Source organism: Cognatiyoonia sediminum (genome assembly GCF_900129845.1).
GTDB classification, from domain to species: Bacteria; Pseudomonadota; Alphaproteobacteria; order Rhodobacterales; family Rhodobacteraceae; genus Cognatiyoonia; species Cognatiyoonia sediminum.
This window is the reverse complement of sequence record NZ_FQXB01000002.1, coordinates 225,526-252,060: the sequence shown is the minus strand read 5'-3', so window position 1 is coordinate 252,060 and position 26,535 is coordinate 225,526. Positions and strand designations below refer to the sequence as shown.

30 protein-coding genes are annotated in these 26,535 nt (G+C 55.0%); 15 read left to right on the top strand and 15 right to left on the bottom strand.

All coding sequences use genetic code 11. From position 1 onward, the window contains the following. Positions 1–8: 8 nt before the first annotated feature. Together BUA85_RS09530 and BUA85_RS09525 are read right to left on the bottom strand one after the other, a co-directional pair. On the bottom strand, positions 9–731 hold the full coding sequence (locus BUA85_RS09530; protein WP_072900707.1) for a GNAT family N-acetyltransferase: 723 nt from the start codon (positions 729–731) through the stop codon (positions 9–11). After that, the gene (locus BUA85_RS09525; RefSeq protein WP_072900706.1) at positions 728–1,450 is read right to left on the bottom strand and encodes a competence/damage-inducible protein A; all 723 of its coding nucleotides are present in this window, start codon (positions 1,448–1,450) and stop codon (positions 728–730) included. The genes BUA85_RS09530 and BUA85_RS09525 overlap by 4 nt, the downstream gene beginning before the upstream one ends. A gap of 41 nt (positions 1,451–1,491) precedes the next feature. Here BUA85_RS09525 and sfsA point away from each other — a divergent pair, with 41 nt between their 5' ends. After that, positions 1,492–2,193 carry a DNA/RNA nuclease SfsA gene (sfsA, locus tag BUA85_RS09520; protein WP_072900705.1) on the top strand — a complete coding sequence of 234 codons (702 nt, stop codon included), beginning with the start codon at positions 1,492–1,494 and terminating at the stop codon, positions 2,191–2,193. Between the two features lie 69 nt (positions 2,194–2,262). Further along, positions 2,263–3,069 carry a type I methionyl aminopeptidase gene (gene map, locus BUA85_RS09515; protein ID WP_072900704.1) on the top strand — a complete coding sequence of 269 codons (807 nt, stop codon included), beginning with the start codon at positions 2,263–2,265 and terminating at the stop codon, positions 3,067–3,069. On the opposite strand, the gene BUA85_RS16805 is transcribed toward map, so the two are convergent. Genes BUA85_RS16805 through BUA85_RS09505 form a run of 3 tightly spaced genes read right to left on the bottom strand, consistent with a single transcriptional unit; the run spans position 3,060 to position 5,030 of the window. Next, entirely contained in the window at positions 3,060–3,233 is a 174-nt protein-coding gene (locus BUA85_RS16805; protein ID WP_165611605.1) for a hypothetical protein, read from the bottom strand. The genes map and BUA85_RS16805 overlap by 10 nt on opposite strands. Positions 3,234–3,264: 31 nt before the next feature. Beyond that, entirely contained in the window at positions 3,265–3,822 is a 558-nt protein-coding gene (gene rsmD, locus BUA85_RS09510) for a 16S rRNA (guanine(966)-N(2))-methyltransferase RsmD (protein ID WP_072900703.1), read from the bottom strand. Continuing rightward, positions 3,819–5,030 carry an NAD(P)/FAD-dependent oxidoreductase gene (locus tag BUA85_RS09505; protein ID WP_072900702.1) on the bottom strand — a complete coding sequence of 404 codons (1,212 nt, stop codon included), beginning with the start codon at positions 5,028–5,030 and terminating at the stop codon, positions 3,819–3,821. The genes rsmD and BUA85_RS09505 overlap by 4 nt, the downstream gene beginning before the upstream one ends. An 85-nt stretch (positions 5,031–5,115) precedes the next feature. Here BUA85_RS09505 and BUA85_RS09500 point away from each other — a divergent pair, with 85 nt between their 5' ends. Further along, positions 5,116–5,607 (top strand): peroxiredoxin, encoded by a 492-nt coding sequence (locus BUA85_RS09500; RefSeq protein WP_072900701.1) that lies wholly within the window; start codon positions 5,116–5,118, stop codon positions 5,605–5,607. Here the strand turns inward: BUA85_RS09500 and BUA85_RS09495 are convergent. The 6 genes from BUA85_RS09495 to BUA85_RS09470 are packed head-to-tail and all read right to left on the bottom strand — an operon-like array spanning position 5,604 to position 11,393. Further along, positions 5,604–5,882, bottom strand: coding sequence for a 4a-hydroxytetrahydrobiopterin dehydratase (locus tag BUA85_RS09495; protein ID WP_072900700.1), 279 nt, complete (start codon positions 5,880–5,882; stop codon positions 5,604–5,606). The genes BUA85_RS09500 and BUA85_RS09495 overlap by 4 nt on opposite strands. After that, positions 5,879–7,057, bottom strand: coding sequence for a GNAT family N-acetyltransferase (locus tag BUA85_RS09490; protein ID WP_072900699.1), 1,179 nt, complete (start codon positions 7,055–7,057; stop codon positions 5,879–5,881). Before BUA85_RS09490 ends, BUA85_RS09495 begins: the two co-directional genes overlap by 4 nt. 31 nt (positions 7,058–7,088) lie before the next feature. Continuing rightward, on the bottom strand, positions 7,089–7,841 hold the full coding sequence (locus BUA85_RS09485; protein WP_072900698.1) for a glycerophosphodiester phosphodiesterase family protein: 753 nt from the start codon (positions 7,839–7,841) through the stop codon (positions 7,089–7,091). Next, positions 7,838–8,302, bottom strand: a complete 465-nt coding sequence (locus BUA85_RS09480) for a RidA family protein (RefSeq protein ID WP_072900893.1) — start codon at positions 8,300–8,302, stop codon at positions 7,838–7,840. The genes BUA85_RS09485 and BUA85_RS09480 overlap by 4 nt, the downstream gene beginning before the upstream one ends. 56 nt (positions 8,303–8,358) lie before the next feature. Beyond that, positions 8,359–9,657, bottom strand: a complete 1,299-nt coding sequence (locus tag BUA85_RS09475; protein WP_072900697.1) for an HlyD family type I secretion periplasmic adaptor subunit — start codon at positions 9,655–9,657, stop codon at positions 8,359–8,361. Next, entirely contained in the window at positions 9,654–11,393 is a 1,740-nt protein-coding gene (locus tag BUA85_RS09470; protein ID WP_072900696.1) for a type I secretion system permease/ATPase, read from the bottom strand. The genes BUA85_RS09475 and BUA85_RS09470 overlap by 4 nt, the downstream gene beginning before the upstream one ends. A 138-nt stretch (positions 11,394–11,531) precedes the next feature. Between BUA85_RS09470 and BUA85_RS09465 the strand changes: the two genes are divergently transcribed. From BUA85_RS09465 to BUA85_RS09455, 3 genes are all read left to right on the top strand, one after another. Then, positions 11,532–12,281, top strand: a complete 750-nt coding sequence (locus tag BUA85_RS09465) for an MlaA family lipoprotein (RefSeq protein WP_072900695.1) — start codon at positions 11,532–11,534, stop codon at positions 12,279–12,281. A gap of 1 nt (position 12,282) precedes the next feature. Beyond that, positions 12,283–12,861 (top strand): MlaC/ttg2D family ABC transporter substrate-binding protein, encoded by a 579-nt coding sequence (locus BUA85_RS09460; protein WP_072900694.1) that lies wholly within the window; start codon positions 12,283–12,285, stop codon positions 12,859–12,861. A 125-nt stretch (positions 12,862–12,986) separates the two neighbouring features. Continuing rightward, on the top strand, positions 12,987–13,319 hold the full coding sequence (locus BUA85_RS09455; protein ID WP_072900693.1) for a hypothetical protein: 333 nt from the start codon (positions 12,987–12,989) through the stop codon (positions 13,317–13,319). Between the two features lies 1 nt (position 13,320). Here the strand turns inward: BUA85_RS09455 and BUA85_RS09450 are convergent, their stop codons facing one another. Then, complete coding sequence (locus BUA85_RS09450; protein WP_072900692.1) at positions 13,321–15,453, bottom strand: transglycosylase domain-containing protein; 2,133 nt, start codon at positions 15,451–15,453, stop codon at positions 13,321–13,323. Between the two features lie 271 nt (positions 15,454–15,724). Between BUA85_RS09450 and BUA85_RS09445 the strand changes: the two genes are divergently transcribed. The 5 genes from BUA85_RS09445 to BUA85_RS09425 all read left to right on the top strand — a co-directional run bounded on the left by BUA85_RS09445 (position 15,725) and on the right by BUA85_RS09425 (position 20,516). After that, on the top strand, positions 15,725–16,063 hold the full coding sequence (locus BUA85_RS09445) for a P-II family nitrogen regulator (RefSeq protein ID WP_072900892.1): 339 nt from the start codon (positions 15,725–15,727) through the stop codon (positions 16,061–16,063). Between the two features lie 21 nt (positions 16,064–16,084). Further along, the gene (locus BUA85_RS09440; protein ID WP_072900891.1) at positions 16,085–17,395 is read left to right on the top strand and encodes an ammonium transporter; all 1,311 of its coding nucleotides are present in this window, start codon (positions 16,085–16,087) and stop codon (positions 17,393–17,395) included. Between the two features lie 214 nt (positions 17,396–17,609). After that, on the top strand, positions 17,610–18,611 hold the full coding sequence (dgcN, locus tag BUA85_RS09435; RefSeq protein WP_072900691.1) for an N-acetyltransferase DgcN: 1,002 nt from the start codon (positions 17,610–17,612) through the stop codon (positions 18,609–18,611). A 74-nt stretch (positions 18,612–18,685) separates the two neighbouring features. Continuing rightward, positions 18,686–19,651, top strand: a complete 966-nt coding sequence (gene dgcA / locus BUA85_RS09430) for an N-acetyl-D-Glu racemase DgcA (RefSeq protein ID WP_072900890.1) — start codon at positions 18,686–18,688, stop codon at positions 19,649–19,651. A gap of 4 nt (positions 19,652–19,655) precedes the next feature. Next, positions 19,656–20,516: a D-amino-acid transaminase gene (locus BUA85_RS09425; RefSeq protein WP_072900690.1), complete on the top strand. Its 861-nt coding sequence runs from the start codon at positions 19,656–19,658 to the stop codon at positions 20,514–20,516. On the opposite strand, the gene BUA85_RS09420 is transcribed toward BUA85_RS09425, so the two are convergent. Beyond that, positions 20,513–21,331 carry a calcium-binding protein gene (locus tag BUA85_RS09420; RefSeq protein ID WP_072900689.1) on the bottom strand — a complete coding sequence of 273 codons (819 nt, stop codon included), beginning with the start codon at positions 21,329–21,331 and terminating at the stop codon, positions 20,513–20,515. The two genes, BUA85_RS09425 and BUA85_RS09420, sit on opposite strands and share 4 nt — an antisense overlap. Positions 21,332–21,566: 235 nt before the next feature. Between BUA85_RS09420 and BUA85_RS09415 the strand changes: the two genes are divergently transcribed. The 4 genes from BUA85_RS09415 (at position 21,567) to BUA85_RS09400 (ending at position 25,704) form a co-directional block, all read left to right on the top strand. After that, entirely contained in the window at positions 21,567–22,589 is a 1,023-nt protein-coding gene (locus BUA85_RS09415; RefSeq protein ID WP_072900688.1) for an aspartate-semialdehyde dehydrogenase, read from the top strand. A gap of 545 nt (positions 22,590–23,134) precedes the next feature. Further along, a complete protein-coding gene (locus tag BUA85_RS09410) occupies positions 23,135–23,464 on the top strand; it encodes a hypothetical protein (protein WP_072900687.1) in 330 nt (109 codons plus the stop codon). A gap of 51 nt (positions 23,465–23,515) precedes the next feature. Next, a complete protein-coding gene (locus BUA85_RS09405; protein ID WP_072900889.1) occupies positions 23,516–24,883 on the top strand; it encodes a leucyl aminopeptidase family protein in 1,368 nt (455 codons plus the stop codon). After that, positions 24,880–25,704, top strand: coding sequence for a C40 family peptidase (locus BUA85_RS09400; RefSeq protein ID WP_072900686.1), 825 nt, complete (start codon positions 24,880–24,882; stop codon positions 25,702–25,704). The genes BUA85_RS09405 and BUA85_RS09400 overlap by 4 nt, the downstream gene beginning before the upstream one ends. Here the strand turns inward: BUA85_RS09400 and BUA85_RS09395 are convergent. Together BUA85_RS09395 and BUA85_RS09390 are read right to left on the bottom strand one after the other, a co-directional pair. Continuing rightward, a complete protein-coding gene (locus tag BUA85_RS09395) occupies positions 25,701–26,042 on the bottom strand; it encodes a DUF2794 domain-containing protein (RefSeq protein WP_083526248.1) in 342 nt (113 codons plus the stop codon). The genes BUA85_RS09400 and BUA85_RS09395 overlap by 4 nt on opposite strands. A 198-nt stretch (positions 26,043–26,240) precedes the next feature. Next, positions 26,241–26,504 carry an I78 family peptidase inhibitor gene (locus BUA85_RS09390; protein ID WP_072900684.1) on the bottom strand — a complete coding sequence of 88 codons (264 nt, stop codon included), beginning with the start codon at positions 26,502–26,504 and terminating at the stop codon, positions 26,241–26,243. Positions 26,505–26,535: the final 31 nt, after the last annotated feature.

Genomic DNA, 26,535 nt, shown 5'->3' with positions numbered 1-26,535 from the left:
GTTTGGTCCTATCGTTTGATGCGATAGCGATACTGTCCCACAACCTGCATCCCAAGGGAAGAATAGAGCCGGTTTGCCGCAACATTCGCGTCGGTCGTTGCGAGGGACAAATAAGACGCGCCTTGGCCCTTTGCCCAGACGGCCGCGGCGGTTGTCAGAATGCGCCCCATACCGCTTCGCCGCATATCGACGTGCACTTCCAACGCGTGGATCATCGCCTGAGCGCCGCTGATCCCAACATAAACCGTTCCGGCAGGCGTATCCTTTGCACGCCCCAACAGCGTCGTTTTAGGCCCCTCTGCACGACCCATGATCGCCAATCGCTCCGGCCCAATCCCGCCATCAGCCCAAATCTCTTTCTGGCTCGCAAGCGGCGGCCAGGACACAAAGCTGCTCACTGGGGGAGGACGTTGTTGTGTCAACTCTTCAAGCGGAGCGGCATAAAGCGTGACGGGGTCTTTGATGACATAACCCAAACGCTCCAACTGCTGATCAAGGTCCGTTTCCCCGTCGCGTATCATGAACAGCCCGGATTGAGACCATCGCATCATCTGCGCTTCCGCTTCCACAATGTCATCATCACTCACGTCGCCATTCGCGGTCGCTGCACTCACACGGCTCCCGCCTCCGGTACCTCGTCGAAACGTCCACTTTTCCGTCGTCAGATACTCGGCCGCAGGCCAAGTGTGATCAATCGCGTCGTAAATCGTTTGAGCAGTCGGAAAGGTCATTCTTCGAAAATCGCTGTGAGTTCCGTCATAGCGGCATCCAACCTGACCGCATCCTGACCGCGCAAAACAAGGTTCGCGCCATACACGCCGTCCTTCTGAAACGGATAAGATCCGACCGAAAGGTCACCAAACTTCTCAGCGAATACGCCCAACGGTCCCGCAATATCTCCCTCACCACGGATCACGTGCAAACTGCGCGATAGAAGCGGCTGTCCGGTCGTCAACGTCGCCAAAACGCTCGCCACCATTGCGGTGAACACCTTTGGCACGCCTGCCATGACATGCACGTTTTTGATGGTGAACCCGGGCGCGGTGCTCACTGGATTGTCAATCAACAGCGCACCGTCAGGGATACGCGCCATCCGCAACCGCGCCTCGTTTAGTTCTTGCCCATTACGATCGTAGTGCGCCTGCAACAACTCCCGCGCATCGTTACGAATATCAATGTGTGCGCCAAACGCCTTGGCCACGCAATCGGCAGTGATGTCATCATGGGTTGGACCAATCCCGCCAGAGGTAAAGACGTTGTCATATCTATCCGACAACTCCCGAACGGATCCAGTGATGGCGTTAGGGTCATCGCTCACCACGCGCACTTCTTTTAGATCGATCCCAACGGCGGTCAGCTCATTTGCCAGATGATGCATATTCGCGTCACGAGTACGCCCAGACAGAATTTCATCACCAATCACAAGCATCGCGGCGGTGGGGTTTTGCATCCGGCTTCTCCTTTGGTCTTCTTGTCGGTATAGCTCCCCGCATGAAGTTTGCCACTCCCTTGATCCCAGCACGTTTGATCAAACGCTACAAACGGTTCTTGGCCGACATCCGGCTGGAGGACGGCAGGGAAATTACGGCGCATTGCGCCAACCCTGGATCAATGATGGGCCTTGCGGAACCGGATACCAAAATCTGGGTGGAGCCGAATAACGATCCCAAGAAAAAGCTCAAATACGGGTGGCGGTTGGTGGATCACGAAAACGGTCATTTCACCGGCGTCGATACCTCCGTTCCCAATCGCGCACTGAAGGCAGCTTTCATTGCCGGTGAGGTTCCGCGCTTCGATGGCTACGATCTGGTCCGGCCAGAGGTGAAATACGGCGAAAACAGTCGGATTGATTTCCTGCTCAGCGGTGCTGGATTGCCAGATTGCTATGTCGAAGTGAAATCCGTCACCTTATCGCGCAGCGCTGGGCTTGCAGAATTTCCCGATAGCGTCACAGCGCGCGGTGCAAAACACCTCGATGAGTTGGCGAGGGTCGTTCAACAGGGTCATCGCGCTTTGATGCTCTATCTCGTTCAACGAACTGACTGTCACACCGTCACGCTCGCCGCCGACATCGATCCGCACTATACGGAACACTTCAAAGCCGCCGAAGGATTGGAGGTCATGGCGCTTGATTGCCTGATTGATCCCAACGGCGTCTCTGTTGGCAAACCACTGCCGTTTAAACATCCTTAATGACATCTGGTTTTGTCGGGCATTCTCCCCTATGTGCGGATGAACGATAGAAAACAGCGCAGATGTTCCATGACTGACAAAGGCCGCATCACCAAAGACGGTATCCGCATTTATGAACCCAGCGACTTTGCGGGAATGCATAAGGCTGGCCAGTTGACCGCCAAAATCCTCGATGACATCGCAGAGCTTGTGGTGCCCGGCGCGACCACCGGTTCCATCGACGACGCGATCCGCAACATGGTCGAAGAGGCAGGCGCGACCTCCGCTACGATCGGGTACAAAGGCTATCAACACGCCAGCTGTATTTCGATCAATCATGTCGTGTGCCACGGTATCCCGGGCGACAAGAAACTCAAGGATGGGGACATTGTGAATATCGATGTCACCGTGATCGAAGACGGCTGGTTCGGCGATTCAAGCCGGATGTATGTGGCTGGGAAACTGTCCCGCAAAGCTGAGCGGTTGATCCAAGTGACGCACGATTCCCTGATGAAGGGGATCGAAGCGGCCAAACCCGGCAACACCTTCGGCGACATCGGCCATGCCATCCAAAGCTACGCCGAAAGCCACCGCATGTCTGTTGTGCGGGATTTCTGCGGCCACGGTCTGGGCCGCGTTTTCCATGCGCCACCGAATGTGCTGCACTACGGGCGTGCCGGAACTGGCGCAGTGCTGGAAGAAGGTATGTTCTTCACGATTGAGCCGATGATCAACCTCGGTCGACCTGAAACGAAAGTACTGTCAGATGATTGGACAGCGGTGACACGCGACAAATCTCTGTCCGCTCAATTTGAACACTCTATTGGGATCACTGCAGATGGTTGCGACATCTTCACCCTGTCGCCCGCCGGTAAATTCCACCCGACTTACGGCTGATTGTCCAACCGCTTTAAGATCAACGATAAGACTGTCTCGCCCGCCAACGGCGTGACGCAATCCGTAATGAGAACCGGCGTACTGAACGGAACAGGCGCGGGGAGTTCGACGCTCTCTTTTGTCTTCTCGGGGAAGTGCCAAGTATCTGCGGTTGTGTCAGACATGTGCAAACTATAGCGCGAACTTACACCTGCGTCAGCCAGCCTCTAAAATCGTGATCCAAGTATCGCCGTAGCGGCGCTGATCTAAGGCTTGAAACCCGGGCGGCGCAAGTTGTTGCGACGCTTCTTCCCAAACGGTCACTGTACCGGACTGTACCCAACCCGACGCTTTAGCGGCTTGCAAGGCCTTCAGCCCCAAACCCTTTCCATAGGGAGGGTCCATAAAGATCAGATCGACGGGCTTAACGGCTTTCGGCAAAAGTGTCGCGTCAACGGACAAAACCTCGCAATCTTCCTCCCGACGCAGTTTCGCGATATTCTGAGACAAGAGCCTTTGCCCCACACGCCCGTTCTCAACAAACATCGCATGTGCAGCCCCGCGTGATAGCGCCTCCAACCCCAGTGCGCCTGTGCCAGCGAAAAGATCCAGAACACGCGCGTCGCTTATCACATCGCCAAAACGCCCGCCCATCAGGATGTTAAACAGGCTTTCGCGCACACGGTCAGACGTTGGGCGCAGATGTGCGGCTTCGTCGCCCTTGCCAACGTCGGCAAGCTGCGTTCCGCGATGCTGCCCGCCGATAATCCTCACGCGCGCAGCAGCGCTTTCATATTGGTGTCAGGGTCCGCGATGACATCTGGAGCCGGACTCTTGCCCGCCTCGATCAGTCGCTTGCCGATCATATAGTTTCGCGCATCATTCATCGCATCCACCGCGATCAAAGTTCCGCCTTCGTAGTACCAGTGCGACACTGCGCCATCATCGCCAGCACGAACGACAACATCGGTGTAGCCCATATTCAGTCCCGCAATCTGGAGCTTGCAATCGTACTGATCGGACCAGAACCAAGGCTTCGGCTGATAAGGAACATCCAGCCCCAACATATTCTTAGCCGCGACCTCTGCCTGATCAATCGCATTTCCAACGCTCTCGATCCGAATATCGCTCCCTTTGAAATGACAGGTCGCGCAGTCTCCGGCGGCCCAGATCGCCGGATCAGATGTTCGCGCATGAGCGTCCGTCTTGATGCCGTTCTCTATGTCGAGATTTCCAGCTTCCGCTAGTGCTGTGGCGGGAATGATTCCCACACCAACAATCGCAAAATCAATGTCGATCTCAGAGCCATCTGTCAGCTTGGCACCGCTGACATGTTCATCGCCAAGAAGTGTATCCAGCCCGACGCCTTCCAAAACCTTCACCCCATGCTTGGTATGAAGGTCGCGGAAGAAATCGGACGTCTGTGGTGCCGCAACGCGCTGCAAAATGCGATCCGCCATTTCGACCAATGTCGCGTCAACGCCGCGCTTTGCCGCCACAGCAGCAGCTTCCAATCCGATATAGCCGCCGCCGATGATCAGAGCTTTCTTTCCGGCGGCGAAGTAGGGCGCCATCGTGTCCGCATCGCGCAAATCGCGAACGGTCATCACACCATCCAACGTCCCACCAATCGCCGCAGGCAAGGTCCTTGGATGCGATCCGGTGGTCAGCGCCAAGGCGTCATAGGTCAGTTCTTCGCCCGTCGACAACGTCAGAACCTTATTTTCCGCATCCAGATCGACGGCGCGGGTGTCCAGCATCAGCTCAATATTCTGATCGGCGTAAAAACTCTCTGGCCGCAGATACAGCCGATCCTTCGGCATTTCACCCAACAAATACGCTTTTGACAAAGGGGGGCGCTGATAGGGTGGCTCCGCTTCGGCGCCGATCAGTGTGATCTTACCTTCGAACCCTTCGCTGCGCAGCTTGGAAACCAATGATGATCCTGCTTGTCCGGCACCCACAACAACAAAATGCTGCATTCCCTCTGTCCTTATGTGGTCGTTATCACTTGGGCACCCTATATTCGGTCTACAAAGCAAAGCAATTCCAAATGGGGATCAAATCATGACCATTTCGACAGGTGCCGCATTGCCGGACGCAAAACTCCTTACCGTCGGTGCCGAAGGGCCAGAAGCCGTCAGCCTTGGCGATAAAATCAAAGACAAAAAGGTCGTCATTTTTGGACTGCCCGGCGCTTACACCGGTGTCTGCACAACCGCGCATGTGCCCAGCTTCATCCGCACCAAAGACGATTTCGCAGCCAAAGGCGTGGATGAGATCATCTGTGTGACTGTGAACGACCCATTTGTGTGCAAAGCATGGTCTGACAGCACTGGCGCAGGTGATGCTGGCATCTCCATCCTTGGCGATGCTGATGGCGAATTCACCAAGGCCATCGGCATGGATTTCACCGCACCTCCAGCTGGTCTGTTCGGACGGTCAAAACGCTACACAATGCTCGTCGATAACGGCGTTGTCTCAATCCTCAACGAAGAGGAAAGCCCAGGCCAGTGCGAAATCTCAGCCGGTGAGACTTTGCTGGACCAGATGTCCTAAGCCAATTGATCCAGCTTGGCGGCGAGTTTGCCGTCAAGCTCGCTCAAACCACCGGTGTCATGCGTTGTAAGCGTGACCTCGACCGTCTTGTAGACATTTGACCATTCTGGGTGGTGGTTCAGTTTCTCCGCCCAGATTGCAGCCTTGGTCATAAAGCCAAACGCCTCCACAAAATTCTTGAACTGAAAGGTCTTGTGGATCGCGTCTCGGCCTTCGACCATCGACCAACCATTCTCCAAAAGGGCGCTGCGGGCGTCGTCTGAAAGCTTGGTCATTGGTGATCCTCTCTGTTGTCTTTTCGAAACGGGCCGTAGCTCGTCAAAATCTCGATCTCATGGTCAACGGCATCGCGTTCCGCATCAAGATATTTCGCTACCGCGTCGCGGAACCCTTCGTCCCTGAACCAATGCAACGAATAGGTCGGCACAGGTAAATACCCGCGAGCCAGTTTATGTTCACCCTGCGCGCCAGCTTCGACTTTGCCGAGGCCCTGTGCAATCGCAAAATCGATGGCCTGATAATAACACAGCTCAAAATGAAGGGCGGGGTGATGTTCGGTGCATCCCCAATAGCGCCCGAAAAGCGTATCGCGCCCAATGAAGTTCAATGCCCCTGCAACAGGCCGACCGGCCCGAACAGCAAGAACCATAAGAATGTCGTCCCGCAGATGCGCATGCGCCTCTTCAAAGAAACTGCGCGTTAGATAGGGCGACCCCCATTTGCGGTGGCCAGTGTCTTGATAGAACTCCCAAAACGCATCCCAATGTTCCGGTTGGATCTGCTCCCCTGTAAGCGAGATGATCTCGCCCCCAAACGCCTGTGCTTGGGCCCGCTCTTTGCGCAGATTTTTGCGCTTTCGGCTGGCCAACGATGCAAGGAAGTCATCGAAACTCTCATAGCTGTTATTCACCCAATGAAACTGCTGGCCTACGCGCCGCAACAGGCCCATCTCTTCGCCTGCGATGGCTTCTGCTTCAGTGCAAAACGTTGCATGAAGTGAAGACAGGCTGTTCTCCGCCGCAATCTGCACCGCGCCTTGGGTCAGTGCGGACGTGCCCAGAACTTCAAAGCCAGGACGTGTCAGAAATCGACGGCCCGTTGCAGGCGTGAACGGAACGGCGATTTGCAACTTCGGATAATACCGCCCGCCCGCATTTTCGTAAGCATGTGCCCAATTGTGGTCGAAGATGTATTCGCCCTGACTGTGGCCTTTGGCGTAAAGCGGCGCTGCCGCAATAATCTGACCATCCTGATGCGCCGTTAGATACCGCGGCTGCCAGCCTGATCCCGGACCGACGGAACCCGAAACCTCCAACGCCCGCAAAAATCGATAGGTCGTAAAGGGATCATCAGGGCGGCCATCGAGCGCTCCGGCGCAGGCATCCCAATCCTCTTCCGACACTGTGGTCAGGTCTGCATGGGCAGCGATTTCTACTGGTGTGTCGGTCATAAAGTCATAGGTGGGACAACGCCCGAAGCGGTCAAGCCAAATAGCCTTCAAAAGTCACGTTATGGACAACGTGTCGGGCTTCTGCCTCTTGCTCGGCCGATTTGATCGTCCAGCACAAAATCGTCGCCCCATCGGCACGCAGTTCTTGGATGCGTGGGTTGTCCAAATCCTCGGCCTCATGTGAAATAAAACACGCACCGACCCGTTCGTAGTCTGGGATCGCTCTCAACTCCTTGCGGCGCTTTGGTAAAATCAACGGCCACCCTTTGCTGTCAAAAACTGCCGTCACCAAGCCGCGTGGGGTGTCCGGCATGAGTTCCTGACATTTCGCAACGCTGTGCGGGTTGAAGGACATGAGCGCAACATCGCCATCGTAGTCTGCAAGCACCTCCGCCGCCGCCTTTTCAAGGGAACCAACCCGCTTCCCCATACCGCCATCTTGATCCTTAAATTCGATCAACAAAGGGACACGCCCCGCAACGAGGTCCAGCACCTCTTCAAACGTCGGGATCGTATCGCCATCATGCAGCAGCTCTGTCCGGCCTAGGCTTTCCGCACTTCGCAAGGCAATCGGGCCGCGCTTGGCCGTAAGCCGGTTCATGAAATAATCATGAAAGACCATCGCAACGCCGTCTTTCGACGGTTGCAGGTCAAGCTCGATCCCATACCCTGCCTCGATCGCAGCTTCGAACGCTTTCAAACTATTCTCTGCACGGCCCGCTGTCGTGTCGTGTAACCCGCGGTGGGCTATTGGACGGTCAAGGAAACTCTGCGGCAGCTTCATTTGATCTGAAATATGCCATCAATTTCGACAGCCACGCCAAATGGGAGGCTGGGTGAGGCAACCGCCGATCTGGCGTGGCGACCACGTTCGCCCAGAACTTCGACCATAAAGTCGGAACACCCATTCACGACCTTTGGCTGTTCGGTAAAGTCAGGCGTTGAGTTCACAAACCCGCCGAGCTTCACAACCCGAACCAATCGCTCCAAGTCGCCGTCACAAGCGGCCTTCAATTGCGAAAGCAGATTGATCCCACAAAGCCGTGCCGCCGCCGCAGCATCTTCGACAGAACAATCATCGCCCAATTTTCCTTTGACCATCCCAGATGCATCCATCGGAAGCTGGCCAGAGATATGAACCAAATCGCCAGCTATGACATAGGGCACATAATTCGCAGCAGGTGCTGGAGCCTCAGGTAAAGTGACGCCAAGCTCTGCCAAACGTGTTTCGATTTCTCCAGCCATATGACCTGTCCTCATGCTATTTCCTCGCAACCTATCGAGGTTGCGGGAAAGTGCAATCAGGACTCGCGGAACGCTTTCGTGAAATAGTCAGAAAGCGGCTTGACCAGATAATCCAAAGGGCTTCGATCATCGGTCCGGACGAAGGCCTCAACAGGCATACCAGGGATCAAAGTCATATCTTCCGGCAACCGTTCGACCTCTCCCTCATCCAATTGCACTTCTGCGCGGTAGTAAGCGAGGCTGCTATTGTCATCCTGAAACGAATCGGCGGACACAAGGGTAACGTGCCCTTTCAATTCCGGTGTGCGTCTTTGGTCAAAGGCCGAAAAGCGCAAGGTCACATCTTGTCCGACGAAAATCTGATCGACATCGGTCAATTGCACCTGCGTTGCGATGACAAGAGGGCGGTCTTGCGGAACAATGAACATCACCGGCTCTGCAGCACGTATAACGGAATTGGGCGTAAAGACCTGCAACCCGTAAACGATACCTGACACTGGTGCCCTAATATCAGCCCGATCAAGTTGCTGCTGCAGCGTGCGGCGGCGCTCCGTCAGCTGAAGTTCATTGAATTGCAAATCCCGCAGCTGAGTAATCGCCTCTTCTCGTTGAGTGGTTGTCAGCCCGAGAATTTGAATATCAATTTCAGACATCCGCTCACGCGTTTGCGCGTCCGAAGCGGTAAGCTCGCCAATGCGCCCCAACAGATCAGCCTCTTCGCGTTGCAAGGCAAGGACACGGCTTGCTTGCGCCAGCCCTCTATCCAGCAAAGCCTGCTGATCGGTCAGTTCTTTTGTCAGCAATTCGCGTTGCGTTTCGATGGCCTCTTTCTGGGCAGCGATCCCATCTAACTGGCTTTCAATCTGTGCGCGCTGTTGCGAAAGCTGTTCTGTGGCACGCTCGATCGATTCTTGCCGCGCTGCGAACAACCTCGATTGGCCGCTCATTAAATCCTGCGCTGCGTCGCCGCCATCCTGCAAAGCGTCCGGGAAAACCACTTCATCAAGTCCATCCCGCTCCGCTTCCAGCCGACCTCGTCGCGCGAGGATTTCAAATAACTCTCCTTCCACTACGGCAAGCTCAGACGCCAGCACTGAAGGGTCAAGTTTGATCAGAAGATCATCGGCCTCAACGAAATCGCCTTCGTCAACTTCGATCCCTTCGACGACACCCCCATCTGGGTGCTGCACAATCTGTCGATTGCGATCCACTTCTATCTGACCTGTTGCGATCACCGCACCCGAAATTTCAGCGGTGACAGCCCATGTGCCAAAGCCACCGACAAGGACAAACAATGCGATTAGCCCAAGTATCAAAGGCCGCTTCGCCGACCAACGGTTTGCAGGTTCGGTCATGCCACACCTCCACTGACGCCAGCAGTGTTCGCAATCTCATGCAGGTTTCTCACAGTGCTTTTGAGAACCTCTTCTTTCGGTCCAAAAGCCCTCAACCCGCCATTCTCAATCATCAACAGCAGATCGCATTCCTGAATGGCCGCGGGGCGATGCGCCATAATAAAGACGACCTTCCCATCCGCTTTCGCTTGTTTGATCGCGTTGTTCAGCGCCATGGAGCCAGCATTGTCGAGGTTCGAATTCGGTTCATCCAGAACTAGAATAACCGGATCACCATACATCGCCCTCGCCAGGCCGATCCGTTGAATCTGCCCGCCAGATAACCGGCCGCCATGGGTTGCGACCCGCGTATCGTAACCATCAGGGAGTTGCAGGATCATCGAATGCGCGTCCGCTTTCTTGGCGGCTTCTATGACCGCGGCATCGTCAGGGTTCATCGACATCCGCGCGATGTTTTCCTTGATCGTACCGTCGAAAAGCTGAACGCGCTGTGGCAAATACCCGATATGCTGACCGAGGGCATCTGGATCGTATTGATCCAATGCGGCTCCATCGAGGCGGATTTTGCCGCCCGCAGGTCGCCAAACGCCAGTCAAAGCTCTTGCCAATGTCGACTTGCCAGAGCCAGAAGTGCCAATCACGCCAACCGCATGGCCGGGTTCAACGTCAAAGCTAATGGTGCGCAAGGCTGCAGTTTGCTCTCCAGGCGGTACGACCGTGAGCTGATACACCTTGATCCTGGCCTCAGGTTTTGGCAGCTCTGTCCGCGCTTCGTCCTCTGGGATGGCAGACAATAGAACGGCCAGATTGTTCCATCCTTCCTTAGCCCTTTGAAACACGGCCCATTGCCCGACCAGAAGCTCAATCGGAGCCAGCGCCCGACCCAAAAGGATCGACCCCGCAATCATAGCGCCCGGTGTCAGTTGTTCTTGCAAAACAAGGTAGGCCCCCAAGCCCAACATCGCTGACTGTAGGAACAGCCGAAACGCTTTGATCAGGGAGGTATATGTCCCCGCTGCATCCGCTGCTCCAACGGTCGCCTCCAAAGACGCATTGCGCGCAATCTGCCAGCGATCGAATGCCGATTTCCGCATACCGAGCGAATGGACCATTTCGCTCTCAGCCCGAATTTCTGAACTCATGGCTTCTGACTGAAACGCCGTCGCATTTGCAGAGGCAAGCGGTTTGCGCGTCGAAAGCTGGTTCAAGATCGCGAAGAGGATCAAGACGGCACCACCGCCAACCGCGAGATACCCCATCATTGGATGGAAGATGAAAATCCCTAACAGGAAAATCGGCGTCCATGGCGCATCAAAAATCGCCATAAGCGCAGGAGAGGTGATCAAACGTTGGACCGATTCCAAATCCCGCATGCCGGTGGCAGCTTCTTTTGGTGCCCGATTCAAAGTTGTTGCCTTCAACACCGCGGTAAAAACGCGTCTGTCCAATCGCGCTTGGAACCGAGCGCCAACGCGGCCCATCACCCGCCCACGGGCATAGTCCAAAATGCCCATCATGCCGTACAGGAAGGCGACCAAGATGGTCAGCGCCAGTAGCGTTTCGAAACTGCGCGATCCCAAAACACGGTCATAGACGTTCAACATGTAGAGCGGGCCGGTCAACATCAGCAGGTTCACAAAGAAACTGAATATACCGACAGCCCAATAAAGGCCGCGACTTTCGCGCCGAGCGGCAACAAGTTCATCCCGTCCTGCTTCAACCGATTGTTTCTGCATAAGCGCCAATCTGCCTCTGTTACATTGTTTATCTTGTTGATAACTACGCAATAACGTCAAACATAAGGCTAAAGCCTAGCTAAAATCGGCACATTTCTGCAGTGCAGTGATACTGCAACAATTTGAATAGGGTCAGGCATGCTCACTAAATTGGGGCTTAATTTGAGATACCCGTTTGTTTTCTTGGGGTTTTTCAGCGTTGTAACAGCCTGCACACCGGCTCCCGATGGCGTGACTGTCTTTGATCCTTACGAGGAACAAAACCGCCAAGTGCACGAGTTCAACAAATCGGTATTCAACTCGTTTTTCGGTAGTGGTGGAAGCGATACTGAAATTCCACCCGAAATCGCAGATACCGTCGTCAATTTCGCAGACAACATCAGCATGCCCGGAATGGCCCTCAATGGGCTGCTTCAGGGAAACTTTGAAGCAGCGCTCACAAATGCCGCGCGGTTCGTTGTAAACACCACGTTCGGCATAGGCGGCATCGCCGATCTCGCGACAGAGCTGGGCCTTGAAGAGCAGGAAACTGACTTCGGCGAAACGCTTGCGATCTGGGGCGTGCCAGAAGGTGCTTATTTAGAACTTCCAATTCTCGGCCCGTCCACAGAACGCGCCTTTGCTGGGCGCATCGTAGATTCTCTAATCGATCCTCTGGATGAAGTCGGCTTCGCGTTCCAGAGCGATTACAGCCTTGCGGCAACCATTGCGAAACGCATTGTCAGAGGCTCTCAGCTCAGCGGTACAATCGACAGTGTATTAAGCGAAAGCGCCGACAGTTATGCGCAGCAAAGATTGATCTATTTGCAAAACAGACGATTTGAACTCGGCACCACTCCCGAAGAAGAAGCCGTGGACCCATATGATGAATTGTTCGGAGACCCCTAACATGTTCAGAAGACAGTTTCTTGTCGGCACCGTTGCCCTGACACTTCCGACCAGCAGCTTGGCGGTATCACCCGCAGCTGCCCAATCCATGGTCGAGGACCTCGTCGATGATGTGAATGCAGTCATCGCATCCGGCGCATCAGAACAAGCCATGATCGATCAATTCGGTCAAATTCTGAACCGCTACGCTGACGTGCCAACCATCGCGCGCTATTGCCTAGGGGTGGACGCAAGACGTGCGACCGCTTCGCAAATGGCACAATACACTGACGCGTTTCAGGACTACATCGCCAGCAAATACGGCCGCCGCTTCCGCGAGTTCGTTGGAGGTGAGGTCCGCGTTGTTGGGTCTGAAGCGGTCAAAAGCTGGGTTGAGGTTGAAACCACTGTTCTTTTGCGCGGCCGAAGCCCTCTTCAAATGGATTGGCATGTGTCTAATCGGTCCGGCCGCAACGCCTTCTTCAACTTTATCATCGAAGGCGTGAACATGCTTTTGACCGAGCGGGAAGAGATCGGCGCCATGCTTGATCGGCGAAGAGGTAGCATTGATGCTCTAATCTCTGATATGAAGGCTGTATGATTTCAGCGTTTCCAGTTTTTCTTAGAAGGAGACATCGCCAATGTCCCGAGAGCGCCAAAGGCGCGGCAGGGTATTGGCGGTTCAATATAAACTGGAAACGCCTAAGACAGTTTTCTTTTGCTCTTATGTTCATTCCGTCGGTTCTGGCTGCTGGCCCGTTCGACGGACTTTATATACAGGCCGCGAATTCCGAGTGTGGATTGGTCGGCGTCGACGGTGGCGCGTTAGAGATCCGCGACGGGATATTCTACGGCGTTGAAGTGCAATGCCGCATGACCGAACCCGTCAACGTCAACAACATGGATGCGATCCTCTACACCATGCAATGTTCGGGCGAAGGCCAAACTTGGTTTGAACGCGCGATGTTGATGAAACCCGCGCAAGGGGATGGCTTGATCATGGTCTGGGACGGATACGCCTTCGTCTATGACGCCTGTACCCCAATCGGTGAGGAATAAGCTACTGGCTCGCCAAGATATCGTTCAGGATACCTCTGATCTCGTCGCTACCTTGGAATTCGCTGCGGCTGATGACCCGGCTTGATGTTGATGGCACAGGGACAGAATACGGCAAAGCGACCGGCTGCTGACCATCAATGACCCTAACCATTGTCTCTCGGAAAATATCGGCTGGTAGACCGCCGCCCGTCGTTCCTTTCAACGGGGAATTGTCATCATTCCCCATCCAGACACCAACAACATAGTCGCCTGTAAAGCCAATGAACCATGCGTCGCGCGCGCTTTGCGTCGTGCCAGTTTTGGCGGCCACTTGCCATCCATCAATCTTCGCACGCGCCCCGGTACCATTCTCGACGACATTCATCATCATCCAGATCAGTTGTCGGGCGGCTTCTTCGCGAATGACACGCTCACCGATGCCAGCGGTGGAGTTATCCATCAAAGGTTCCGCGTCCCCGCGAACGCTCAGGCTGTTCAATCCATATGGCGTCACCGAAGATCCGCCATTTAAAATACCAGCAAAAGCGCCGGTCATCTCGACCAGCGTACTTTCTGAAACTCCAAGCGCCATGGCTGGGCCCGCCGCAAGGTCACTCTCGATCCCAAACCCCTGAGCCACATTGCGCACGATCTCGCGCCCGACTTCCTCATTCATTACGACCGCCGGAATGTTCCGGCTTTCTGCAAGGGCTTGATCCAATGTCACGGGGCCCTTGAACTCTCGGTCGTAGTTTTGCGGCTCCCAGTCGCCACTGCCGGGCACGTTGATTGTAATGGGAGAGTCATCGACTAAATCCAACGGCGAAAAACCCAACTCAAGCGCCGTGCCATAGATGAACGGCTTAAAGGTCGATCCGGTTTGACGCCGCGCCTGCGTCGCGCGATTAAATGCACCCACCGCACGCACATTGCGCCCGCCCACCATGCCGCGCACCGCTCCGTCAGGTGACATCACAATGACCGCGGCTTCCGCGACGGAGTCTTCGCTGACCTTCTCCTCAAACACCCAAAGCAAGGCCTCTTCAGCGGCTGCCTGAATGTCTTGATCCAAGGTCGTTTGGATAATCACGTCTTCCGTCGTGTCGCGCGTAAAGAACTCCGGCCCATTGTCCATCACCCAATCAGCAAAATATCCACCAACTCTTGCCGTCGCGCTTTCAGTGAGTGTCGCTGGATTGGCCCGCGCTTGCGCGGCTTCCTCTGGGGACAAATACCCTTGTGCCTCCATTAGGCCCAAAACCAGATCACCACGCCCCTGCGCGCGTTCAAGGTTCGTTGTCGGGGCCAAGCGAGACGGTGCAGGCAAGATGCCCGAGAGCATCGCTGCCTCTTGCGGTGTAAGCTCTGCAGCCGACTTGCCAAAGAACCGTTGAGCGGCTGACTCAAATCCGCGGTTGCCGTTCCCAAGATACGCGCGGTTCAAATAGATCGTCAGAATTTCGTCCTTGGTGTACCTGAATTCCATAGCCATCGCGTAAACGGCCTCTTTGACCTTCCGCCACAAGGTCGTCCGACGACAATCAGCCTCATAAGCGGCTTCATTTTCCCAAGTGTTAGGATCATAGGCGACGCCAAGGCACAGCAGCTTTGCCGTCTGTTGCGTTAGCGTCGAACCTCCGTTGCCCGAGAGCGGCCCACGTCCTTCACGAAGGTTGATCCGTACGGCAGATGCAATACCGCGCGGGTCCACGCCCGGATGCCAATAGAAACGCTTGTCCTCAGATGCGATCACCGCGTTCTTCAGGTGCGGGCTCACGGTGTCAGTGGTGATAAACCCGCCGTATTGATCCCCACGGACGGCAAAAACTTCTCCATCGCGATCCGTAAGTGTGACCGACCCGCGTACGCGTCCATCAACGATTTCCTCAATCGGAGGGAGCTGGGCTGCAAAATAAAATACACCAACCGCGATCAGAACCGTCACAACCAACCCGATGCGCCATGTGAACCGCCAAATCAGACCGCCAACCCAAAAAAACGGTGCGAGCAGCCACCCAATAATACCGCGCTTCTTTTTTGCCGGTTGATTCCGCTTCACCGGCCGTTTGGCAGGGGGTGATTTCTTTTTGGGGGGCTGTTTCTGATAACGTTTTTCCGCAACCAAAGGCCCGCGTTTTTTGCGCGATCCGCTCATCTGCCACTCAATTCATTCTTTTTGTTGCGCTTAGTCTAACGATTCCAATTGAGGATGTCCCTTGAGAAATCGTGCAGATAAACATGTTTCTTAACTGCTCAAATATTAATCAAAGCGTAATAATTGTGCAAAAATTGTGCGAAATGCGATGCCGCAACTGCAGAAACATAGGTCAGAATCGTTGTCGCTCCCCCCTTACCGCGCTCTCTCTCCCGTCATGACTTGGGCACCCGCATGGGCCGCTGTAAGAAACATGACAAGGGGATCAAACGTGAAACTTATTATTGCGACGATCAAACCGTTCAAGCTGGAAGAGGTCCGCGAAGCGCTGACCAATATCGGCGTGCGCGGAATGATGGTGTCAGAAATCAAAGGCTTCGGCGCGCAGTCAGGCCACACAGAAATCTATCGCGGCGCAGAATACGCCGTGAATTTCGTGCCGAAGGTAAAGCTTGAGATCGTTGTGACCAACGAAATGGCCGAACAAGTCGCGAAAACCATCGCCGATACCGCCAAGACCGACAAAATCGGCGACGGCAAGATTTTCACGCTGGATGTCGAAAGCGCCTTGCGCGTCCGGACCGGCGAAATGAACGAAGACGCGCTCTAAGGCGTCGCAAGGGGAATGACTATGAAACTAAACAAACTACTCCCGGTCAGTGCTGCAGCGATCTTGCTGCCGACATTGGCCTTCGCCCAAGATGCGGCGCCGAGCTTCGATGAAATCGGCCCCTACATCATGACAACCCTGCTGTTCTGTATGGCAGGTTTCCTTGTGTTCTTCATGGCTGCAGGCTTTGCGATGCTTGAAGGCGGCTTGGTCCGCTCCAAGAACGTGACAATGCAAATGACAAAGAACATCGCGCTCTTCTCAATCGCAGCGATCATGTATTGGATCGTTGGTTTCAACACCATGTATCCAGGTGATTTCAACGGCTGGTTCGCGATTGGCGGCCAAACCGTTCTTGATCCGGTGGGCGTTGCTGCTGCAGACGCTGCACTTGACTATGCATCTGTTGGTTCTGACTTCTTCTTCCAGCTTGTGTTTGTTGCTGCGACCGCGTCCATCGTATCCGGTGCTCTGGCAGAACGTATCAAGCTCTGGCCTTTCCTGGCATTTGTCGTCGTCTTGACCGGCTTCATGTACCCGATCTCTGGCTCATGGCAGTGGGGCGGCGGCTGGTTGTCCGAAGCAGGTTTCTCCGACTTCGCTGGTTCGACTGTTGTGCACTCCGTAGGTGGCTGGGCTGCTCTAGCTGGTGCAATCGTTCTTGGCCCACGTTTGGGTAAATACAAAGACGGCAAAGTGAACCCAATGCCAGGTTCTAACCTCGCTCTTGCGACGCTGGGCACATTTATCCTGTGGCTCGGTTGGTTCGGCTTCAACGGCGGTTCTCAGCTCGCAATGGGCACAGTCGGTGACGTATCTGACGTCTCCCGTATCTTCGCCAACACAAACATGGCTGCTGCTGCAGGTGCTGTAACTGCTCTGATCCTGACACAGATTCTTTACAAGAAGCCTGACCTGACAATGGTACTGAATGGTGCACTTGCTGGTCTGGTGTCCATCACAGCTGAGCCTCTCGCTCCTACTCTGTTTGGCGCGCTTTGGATCGGTGCAATCGGTGGTGTGATCGTTGTTCTGACTGTTCCAATGCTGGACAAGATGAAGATCGACGACGTTGTTGGTGCGATCCCTGTTCACCTCTTCGCAGGTATCTGGGGCACAATCGCCGTCATCTTCTACAACGGTGACGCGTCCCTGACCACGCAGATCACAGGTATCGTTGCTTACGGTGCATTCACATTCGTCGCATCGCTGATCGTATGGTTCATCCTGAAAGCGATCATGGGTATCCGCGTCAGCGAAGAGGACGAAATGGCAGGCTTGGATATGTCCGAACTGGGCATGGAAGCTTACCCTGAATTCTCAAAAGGCTGAGACCCTTCCGTTCAGCTTTTTGCACACTGCCCGGGCGTCCGCGCCCGGGTTTTTTAGCATTCTAGATGTATTTTCGAATTTCATATCGAGCCAAGGTCATATTTTCGAAGAATTTTGCATATTTGCCTTATCTGGCAGGAGGGTTCGCGAAGAATTTGTGCACTAGATAGGAGATTATCGCGCGAAGCCTGATTCTTTGCTGGGGAGACGCGCAATGATTAAAACACCTTACCTACTTTTCTTGGGCGATGCGCCTGACCAACTCGCTGCCAAAGTTGCGCAAGGCATCAAAGATTGGCGTCCCGAAAACGCCGTGGGCCAATTCCGCATGGACGGTTGCGGCGCAGATGTCGGCATTCAGGATATGACACTGGAAGAGGCGAAAGCCGCCGGTGCTCAGACATTGGTGATCGGCGTCGCCAACCGTGGCGGTGTGATTTCTGATGCGTGGAAAGAGGTCCTGCTGCAGGCGATCGATATCGGCTACGATCTGGCCTCTGGTTTGCATAACCTTCTTCGGGATGAGGCCGATTTGGTTGCAGCGGCAGAAGCCAAAGGAGCGCAGCTTCACGACGTGCGTGTGCCATCTGTTGAGTACCTCATCGCAAATGGCAAAAAACGTACTGGCAAGCGGTGCTTGGCTGTTGGAACAGATTGCTCCGTGGGCAAGATGTACACAGGCATGGCGATGGACGCCGAAATGCGCAAACGCGGCATGAAATCCACTTTCCGGCCAACGGGACAAACAGGCATTCTGATCACTGGTGAAGGCGTCCCACTCGACGCGGTTGTGGCCGATTTTATGGCCGGTGCCGTCGAATATCTGACCCCGGACAACGACGAAGATCACTGGGATCACATCGAAGGGCAGGGCAGCTTGTTCCACGTGTCCTATTCAGGTGTGACGATGGCTTTGGTGCATGGCGGTCAGCCCGATGCTTTGGTCCTCGCGCATGAGCCAACCCGCGCACACATGCGGGGACTGCCAGACTATCAACAGCCTGATTTGGTCGATCTCCGCGATATGGCTCTGGCCTTGGCGAAGGTCGCGAACCCGACCTGTCAGGTGATTGGTATTTCGGTGAACACTCAGCATCTGTCTGATGATGAATTCGAAGGCTACCTCGCCAAAGTTGAGGAAGAGATGGGCTTGCCCACCGTTGATCCGTTCCGCCAGGGGGCTGGCCGCCTTGTGGATGCTTTGGCGGCACTGTAGCAGCGTTCTTGTTGTTTGGCCGCCGGGGGATGCCTCCGGCGGAGGTATTTTCAGCTCAAAAGACGGGTGGTGTCGTGAAGGTTTCAGTTTGCAAAGACGTATTTCAACTGGCGCAGGTCTTCACCATCAGCCGGGGATCTCGGACCGAGGCGCAAGTGCTGACGGTCGAGGTTGAGCGGGATGGGGTCACAGGGTTTGGCGAATGTGTGCCCTATGCGCGGTATGATGAGACGCTCGACAGCGTGATCGCTGAGATCGAAGGGTTACCAGATCAGTTTGATCGAGTGGCGCTGCAAGGCTTATTACCCGCTGGCGCCGCGCGGAATGCGGTTGATTGCGCGCTTTGGGATCTTGAGGCCAAGGCGGCGGGGAAGCGCGTTTGGGAGCTGATCGGGGAGCCGAAACCTCAGCCGGAAATCACCGCCTATACCCTGTCACTGGATACGCCAGACAAGATGCAAACGCAGGCGGCCGAAAATGCGCATCGGCCACTTTTGAAGATCAAGCTTGGCACGCCTGACGACATGGCGCGGCTGGAAGCCGTACGGCGCGGAGCACCGGATGCACGTATCATCGTCGACGCCAACGAAGGCTGGGATGCGGATGTATATTCAGACCTTGCCCCGCATCTGCTGCGACTGGGCGTGCAAATGGTGGAACAGCCCATGCCCGCAGGTGCCGATGACATGCTGGGGGAGATAGAGCGACCATTGCCAGTCTGCGCCGATGAATCCTGCCATGACCGCGCCAGCTTGCCTGCGCTCAAAGGCAAATACGATATGGTCAACATCAAGCTCGACAAGACCGGCGGCTTGACCGAGGCACTTGCCCTCAAACAAGAGGCAGCCGCGCAAGGCTATCAGATCATGGTCGGCTGCATGGTTGGATCGTCGCTCGCCATGGCACCGGCGACCATCCTTGCCCAAGGTGTGGCGTTTACAGACCTTGACGGACCGCTTCTTCTGGCCGAAGACCGCGACGAACCTTTGAACTTCGATCAAGACGGCGTGCACCCTCCTGCCGCCACACTATGGGGATAATGTGATGCGGACAGTTTACGTGAACGGCGACTACCTACCAGAGAATGAGGCGAAGGTCTCTATCTTCGATCGCGGCTTCTTGATGGCGGATGGCGTCTATGAAGTAACCTCCGTTATCGACGGGAAACTGATCGACTTTGACGGCCACGCAAAGCGTTTGGAACGCTCCTTGAATGAGCTGAACATGCCGCATCCGATTTCGATGGACGATCTTCTAAAGGTGCACCGCGAGCTGGTTCGCATCAACGAGATTGAAGAGGGCATGATCTATCTTCAGATCACGCGCGGCGCCCCCGATGATCGGGATTTTGTCTTTCCCGATCCTGAGACGACACCTTGCACTATCGTTCTCTTCACCCAAAACAAGCCGGGCCTTGCCGATAGTCCAGCTGCGAAAAAGGGCATGAAGGTTATCTCGATTGAGGATCAGCGCTGGGGCCGTCGTGATATCAAAACGGTGCAACTGCTTTATCCGTCGATGGGTAAAATGATGGCGAAAGCAGCAGGCGCAGATGACGCTTGGATGGTCGAGGATGGAGCGGTAACCGAAGGCACGTCAAACAACGCCTACATCGTCAGAGGCAACACAATTATCACGCGCCAGCTGTCAAACGACATTCTCCACGGTATCACCCGTGCAGCAGTTTTGCGCTTTGCAAAAGAAGCACAGATGACCGTGGAAGAACGCGCCTTCACCATCGAAGAAGCGCAGGGCGCCGATGAGGCCTTTATCACCTCAGCAAGCACATTCGTCATGCCAGTCGTTGAGATCGACGGAGCGGCATTAGGCGATGGCACACCAGGTCCGGTTTCGGCACGTCTACGGGAAATCTATCTGGATGAAAGCCGCAAAGCCGCGATTTAAGCCGAAGGTAGCGTTGCTTCGAACGCAAGGTTCAAGTCGTCCAAATCCGTGATCCCTTCGACGGTAAGGATCAACTCACCGTCCATGGTCACATTGAGGCCTGTGCCGCTTTCGTTGACGGTTGCAGAGGCTTCGGTGACCGTGGTGTCGGCAGGAACCATAACAGTGATTTCCTCGCCGGCTTCATAGTCCCCTATCGTCACGGGATCGTCGCTTGACCCATCAAGCTCCACGAAGAAGCTGTCCTCGTTGTCGCCGCCATAAAGGATATCGCCGTCATCCCCGACAAGCGTATCTGCACCAAAGCCGCCATAGGCCGTATCTGCGGCATCGGTCGCGCTAGGGTCATTTTCTGTGACATCGATGAAGTCGGACTTCAGATCACCAAATATCTCGTTAGACCCTTCGCCGTCGATCAAGATGTCGTTGCCATCACCACCGCGGATAAAATCGTCACCCATCGCACCCGTCACAGGATCATCGGGCAGACCGTCTAGATCTTCATCGATGAAGGATTTGTCGTTCCCAAAGGCGAGGAATATCTCGTCGTCGCCCGCTCCCCCAGCAATTTGATCATTCCCGGATTCGCCAAAAGCGACCTGCTTCCCATCTCCGAGGTCTGCGACATCGTCTTCATCATCAAAGCGAACGAAGGTTTTGATATCATCCTGTGGGGAAAGCCCTGAGAAACGTGCGCTCTCGTCGAGCGTGTCTTCCGATGTATCTTCTTCTGTTTCCTCGTTGCCGTCGCCTCCGAAGGCTAAGAAACCAAGTCCGAGGAGAAGAAGAGCGCCGATAACGGTGGGGTCGATCATGGGAAATAAACCAGAAACTGAGTAACAACACGGCGTTTTTGCCAGCCGTCAGGGCCGCGCGTCAACAAAATGAGACCAAATTAAGGCAAAGCGACCCCAATGCTCTCGATCCATTCATACTGTTTCGTGGTGTGTAACAATCGCCGCAAAAATTAACGGTTCACTTCATGGTTCGACGCCCTTTTCATTAACAATTGAGCGCTGTAAGACGCCTTCGTCTGAACAGGAGCCGGTCATGGGTTATAGAATCGCTATTGTGGGTGCCACTGGGAACGTTGGTCACGAAATGCTCAACATCTTGGCTGAGCGCGAATTCCCGGTCGACGAGATTGCGGCACTTGCGAGCCGTCGCTCTCTTGGGTCCGAAGTGAGTTTCGGAGAAAAGACTTTGGTGACTCAGGACCTGGACACATTCGATTTCTCAGGTTGGGACATGGCCCTATTTGCGGTCGGATCGGACGCCACAAAGAAATACGCTCCAAAAGCTGCTGCGGCTGGTTGTGTCGTGATCGATAACAGCTCTCTCTACCGCTATGACCCTGACGTGCCGTTGATCGTTCCCGAAGTGAACGCGGATGCGATTGAAGGTTATAAGAACAAAAACATCATCGCGAACCCGAATTGCTCCACAGCTCAGATGGTTGTTGCGCTGAAGCCGCTGCACGACCGTGCCAAGATCAAGCGGGTTGTTGTTTCGACCTACCAGTCTGTTTCTGGCGCAGGCAAAGAAGGCATGGATGAACTCTGGGATCAGACGAAATCGATGTATAATCCGACCGATGATGTTCCCGCGAAAAAGTTCCAGAAACAGATCGCCTTTAACGTGATCCCGCATATCGACGTCTTCATGGAAGATGGCACCACCAAAGAAGAATGGAAGATGGTGGCAGAGACGAAAAAAATCGTCGATCCGTCCATCAAAGTGACGGCAACATGCGTGCGCGTACCGGTTTTCGTAGGCCATTCCGAAGCGATCAATATCGAATTCGAAGATTTCCTTGATGAGGATGAAGCGCGCGACATTCTACGCGAAGCCCCCGGCATCATGGTGATCGATAAGCGGGAAGACGGCGGATACGTCACTCCAGTTGAATGTGTCGGTGACTATGCAACGTTCATCAGTCGTATTCGCCAGGATTCCACGATCGAAAACGGACTTAATATGTGGTGCGTTTCTGACAACCTTCGCAAAGGCGCCGCGCTCAACGCCGTTCAAATTGCCGAAGTGCTAGGGCAGCGGTGCCTCAAGAAGGGGTGAGTCGCAATATTGTTTCCAAGTTTGAGACAGTAGCGCAAAAACCGTTCGTTCTGGTTCTCGATAGAAGCCGAAAATACACCCTAGGGTAGTATTTGCCTTTATTTTGACGTTTTCTGGTCGCATTTGCTTCAACCCGTGGTATGTTCCGAGTCGGGTGGACTTAATCATTTTTTGTTATGTGTAGCACCCGACCAGTGGGCCTGGGGGCACGTTGATTTGCTGGGATACGCTGCCGATAGCCACACACAAGTTTTTGACGAGTGTTGACAATGGGGTGCCCTAGGGCACCCCGTTTTTCTTTGGCCTTACCCCGTACGGCGCTGATTGGATCTTGCTCAAAGTAAGGCTTCGTTCCGAATATTTGACGGCGAGAACCTAAGACTTCAGTGAAGTTTGAACGACAAAGTTCTGGGACTTCAACAAAGTTCAAACCGCCTTCATCTACCACCGTCTGCATGAAAACAAATGTTGCCCACGCTAGATTAGACCGCTCTCATCTTCGGCCCGTCGTTCCCCTCAACATACCTTGTGAGTGCGAAATCGACATGAGTGATTTCACCGCTCTCCTATGCAGTCGGGGGCCGGACGTTGCAGAGGATGTGGTTTTTGCCGCGCTCGAAGATATGGCTGCAAAAATCGAAAGACTGCGGCTTCTATGGTCCGAATCTCAGTTGGAAGACCTGCGCCCATTAGCGCGACGCTTGCACAAGATCAGCGATGGCGCGGGTTTGACGTCTCTTTCAGCAGCCGTTGAGGCGTTTCGCGGGGCAGTCACTACTGAGAATGCCGTCACAATGTCTGCCACGTTCCAACGGATTGATCGCTGTTTGGACGCGTCTGTCGAAACTATCTGGCGGGTCTTCGACGAAAATTGAGGGTTGTCGTCCGGTACGCGGTCTTTAGATTTCGAAAAAAAGGACGCCGCCATGACCGCCAAATTCGCCACCCCCACCCATACAGCCATCCCGATCTATGTCGTGCCTAAGGGGGATATTTCTGCAGCCCCTGAAAGTGCGCAGGCATGGGCAGCGAATACCGGCTTTGAAGGCGCGCTCGGAAAGACGCTCCTCGTTCCCGGGGCGGATGGACAAACCGACTGCGCATTAATCGGCTCGGGCACAGCCGCGGCGCAAGCACGTTCAAGGTTCGCACTTGGCGGTGGGAGCAAATCATTGCCAGACGGTACGTATCAGCTGGCAACAGATTTAGATGACGAGGCGGCAAACGAATTTGCGCTGGCCTGGCTCCTTTCTGCCTACAGCTTCACACGTTATGCCGGAACACCCACCACACACCCCAATCTGATCGCACCGACTGGTGTGAATGCCCAAGCACTGGAGGCCATTGCTGAAGGCGAGTGCCTGACGCGCGACCTCATCAACACGCCAGCAAGCGACATGGGGCCGGTAGAGCTCGCAAATTCGGCTTCGGAGCTTGCGCAAAGACATGGCGCAACGATCTCTATTATCGAAGGCGACGATCTGATCGCCCAAAACTTCCCCATGATCCACACCGTCGGGCGCGCTTCAATAAGCCCACCGCGTTTGATCGACATGAGATGGGGGGACAGCGGGCCAAAGCTCACACTCGTGGGAAAAGGCGTCTGCTTTGACACAGGTGGCCTCAACATCAAACCCGGCGGGTCAATGGGATTGATGAAAAAGGATATGGGCGGCGCGGCCACCGTTCTGGGCCTCGCTCATATGATCATGGCGACCAAGATGCCGATCCAGCTTCGCGTCCTAATCCCCGCTGTTGAAAACAGCATCGATGGCAACGCTTTCCGGCCGCAGGATATTCTGACCTCCCGCAAGGGCCTCACCGTTGAGATCAACAACACCGACGCCGAAGGCCGTCTGGTCCTTGCCGACGCGCTCACCTATGCGGATGAAGACAGCCCAGACCTCGTGATCTCTATGGCCACCCTGACAGGTGCCGCACGCGTTGCCGTCGGACCTGACCTCTCCCCGTTTTACACCGACCACGACGCAGACGCCTCAGCTCTCGCCGAAAGCGCCGCAAAGGTGGCTGATCCCGTGTGGCGGATGCCGTTCCATGATCCGTACGAAAGCATGATCGAGCCCGGAATCGCCGACCTCGACAATGCGCCTAAAGGCGGCTTTGCGGGCAGTATCACTGCGGCACTTTTCTTGCGGCGCTTTGTAGACGCCAGATACATGCACTTCGATATCTACGGCTGGCAACCGTCCTCTGCCCCGGCCCGTCCAAAAGGCGGCGTCGGCATGGGCGCTCGTGCGGTTCTGGATGCTCTACCCAAAATGCTGAATCTGTGACCGACCGCCGCCTCACACCTGCCAATGATCGCGTGGCCAAACGCGGGATGGCCAATCCACCGGACGGCGTAATACTCACCGGCGGCACACCGGAGCAGGTGATCACCGAAGTCGCTGACCTTTGCGCCGCTCCAAACGGCGCGCGGGATCGGCAGCTTCTCAGAGGCGAAAAAATCCTAACGCTGGACGTCCACAAAGGTTGGGCGTTCATCGAATGCGCAACTGGCTACGTCGGTTACGTCGGCGAAGCCCAAGTGTCAGAATACATAGGCAAGACACATTTCGTCTGCACTGCCGCCACCCACGGCTATGAAGCCGAGGATTTGAAAGGCTCCACCGTTTCGTCACTCCCATTCCGTGCCGGTGTCACCGTCCTTGATGAGCGCAGAAAATACTTCGAAACCGACGCCGGCTTCATCCCCAAAGCCCACCTGCGCCCATTGGACCGCCCTTTGACGGATCCCGTCGCGGCGGCTCAGCTGTTTTTCGGAGTGCCGTACCTCTGGGGCGGAAATTCCACGCGTGGCGTTGATTGCTCGGGTCTTATTGCCGAAGCCTTCACCGCCTGCGGGTTGGTTGTTCCCGCCGATAGTGACCTGCAAAGAGACCACTTTGGAACACATCTCGCCTCAGACTCCAAACCCCAACGCGGAGACCTCATGTTCTGGAACGGACATGTTGGGATCATGGTCGATGAAGACGTTATGCTGCACGCCAATGCGCATCACATGGCATGCCGCTACGAACCGTTAGAACAAGCCAAACTCAGGATCGAAGCGCAAGGCGATGGGCAAATGATAGCCCATAAGAGGATTTCTTAGTCCACAGCTCGGATCAGTTTGCGCTCTAAAACCCGTAAGACCTGACGCAGATCATTCCCGCGCTTCAAAATACGGCCGTCCATCCCCACAACAGCGTATTGCCCCTGCTTCAACCGCAGTTTCGGCCGCTTCTCGATCCGGTACAAAGGATGCTCAGCCGTGCGGCGAAACACGGAAAACACCGCAACCTCTCGCAAATTGCTGATGCCATAATCACGCCATTCACCGGCTGCAACCATACGGCCATATAGCCCCAGAATCGGTGCAAGCTCAGTTCGATGAAAGGCCACTTGCTCTTGGCCCTTAGCGACAAATGGAATGGGAGGTTGGATCGTCATTCCAAAACATTTGCTGTTTTTGCGCGGTTTAGCAAGCTCTGCCACGATCATGCCCTGAAATGACCTAGTCCCTGACATTGGCGCTTCGCAACCCTGCCAGACTCCAACATCATCTAGTATACATAGCGAATGCTAGCTCGGGATCGCGATTTTATTTGCCCCCACCCAAGCCGTGGTTCCGAGCGCATTCGCTTAACTTCACCCACACCTGATTGCTGTAATGGTACCGCTTTCGTCTATGACGAAGTTGATCCGCTCGGCGAGGAAATCCGCTGTCACTACTGAATCCGGCCTAATAACCCGCACCGGTCCGAGGATAAGCACGCGCTCCAGATCCGTATCAGGTTGCCCAATCAAGCCAGCATGGGCCGCGGCATTACAGGTATCCTCGCTTGCTGGTGGCAGGATGGCGGTTGTCGGCGCACAGGCGACGCAAAAGAGGAGGATGGCCAAGCGTTTCATCTCTACATTATGAAAAAGATAGGGTTCCAGC